Here is a 1,571-nt window from a genome sequence, read left to right as displayed (position 1 = left end):
CTCGCGCACCCGGCAATGGCGCAGGAGCCGCTCGCGACCTACAAATCCCTGAGTCCCGAGCTGGCGCTTGATCTGGCCCGGGCAGCGCTTGGCGATTGCCGATCACGCGGGTACCAGGTCGCCGTCGCGGTTGTCGATCGCTTCGGGGGGACACAGGTGATCCTTCGTGACAGGTTCGCAGGCGCTCACACCGTTTCGACGGCCTCGGGCAAGGCGTGGACCGCAGCAACATTCCGTACCAGCACCACCGAACTGAATGCCGTCAGCCAACCTGGCATGATGCAGGCCGGTATCCGCAATCTCCCCGGCGTGGTCATCATAGGTGGCGGATTGATTGTCGAAGCGGGCGGTTCGCTGGTCGGAGCCGTCGGTGTGTCTGGGGCGCCTGGCGGCGATGCTGACGAAGCCTGCGCCAGGGCCGGAATCGACGCCATACGCGACAAGCTCGAGTTTTAGGGCCGCCTTGCCCGCCTCAGCGGGGCCTTGAGCGCGTTAGCGTGAGGGCTTCGGCAACCGCGAAGCCCTCAATGCGCCGTGGCGATGAGGACGCGCCTAGATCCCCAGCAGCTTGCGCGCGTTGGCCTTGAGCACCTTCGGCCGGATCTCGTCGCGGATGTCGATCTTGGCGAAATCCGACAGCCAGCGGTCCGGCGTGATCACCGGCCAGTCCGAGCCGAACAGCATCTTGTCCTGAAGGATCGAGTTGATGTAGCGCACCAGGATCGGCGGGAAATATTTCGGCGACCAGCCCGAGAGATCAATGTAGACGTTCGGCTTGTGGGTCGCGACCGACAGCGCCTCTTCCTGCCAGGGGAAGGAAGGGTGGGCGAGGATGATCTTGAGGTCGGGGAAGTCCGCCGCGACGTCGTCCATGTACATCGGGTTGGAATATTTCAGCCGCATGCCCATGCCGCCGGGCATGCCCGAGCCGACGCCGGTCTGACCGGTGTGGAACAGCGCGATCGCGCCGCCATTGTTGATCTCTTCGTAGAGCGGATAGGCCATGCGGTCGTTGGCATAGAAGCCCTGCATGGTCGGGTGGAATTTGAAGCCGCGCACGCCGTATTCCTCGATCAGCTTGCGCGCCTCGCGCGCGCCGAGCTTGCCCTTGTGCGGGTCGATCGAGACGAACGGAATGAGGACGTCGAGATGGTCGGAGGCAACCTCCAGCATCTCGTAATTGTTGTAGCGGCGGAAACCGGTCTCGCGCTCGGCGTCGACCGGGAAGATCACGGCGGCGATGTTCTTGGAGCGGTAGTAGGCCGCGGTCTCCGGCACGGTCGGCGGATGCTTGTTCGGCGACTTGAAGTACTCCGCCATCTGCGCCTGGAAGTCGTCATAGCCGTCGTCGGCGTGGCAGCCACAGGGCTCTTCGGCGTGGGTGTGGATGTCGATCGCGACGACATCGTCGATATTGGGCAGCTTCAGCTTCGGCATTGGTTTCCTCCCGACGGGTTGCCAAATTGATTATATGATATAACGAATTTGGCAAGGCATTGCCGCAGCTTATCGATCTCGCCGGTCGGGCCGATCCGGCCGTTTCTACTGTGCATGGGGTTGTTTTCGCGAAA

General features: G+C 62.9%; 2 protein-coding genes. One reads left to right on the top strand and one right to left on the bottom strand.

The features are described 5' to 3' along the window. The coding region (locus AC1D00_RS40495; protein ID WP_477014557.1) for a GlcG/HbpS family heme-binding protein at positions 1 to 456 on the top strand (456 nt) is incomplete at its 5' end. Positions 457 to 552: 96 nt separating this feature from the next. Here the strand turns inward: AC1D00_RS40495 and AC1D00_RS40490 are convergent. After that, positions 553 to 1,437 (bottom strand): 4-hydroxyphenyl-beta-ketoacyl-CoA hydrolase, encoded by an 885-nt coding sequence (locus AC1D00_RS40490; protein WP_011090280.1) that lies wholly within the window; start codon positions 1,435 to 1,437, stop codon positions 553 to 555. Positions 1,438 to 1,571 lie beyond the last annotated feature (134 nt).

The sequence above is a fragment of the Bradyrhizobium sp. P2_E8 genome (assembly GCF_056403875.1).
The sequence above is the reverse complement of the archived record's forward strand: the minus strand, read 5'-3'. Positions and strand labels throughout refer to the sequence as shown.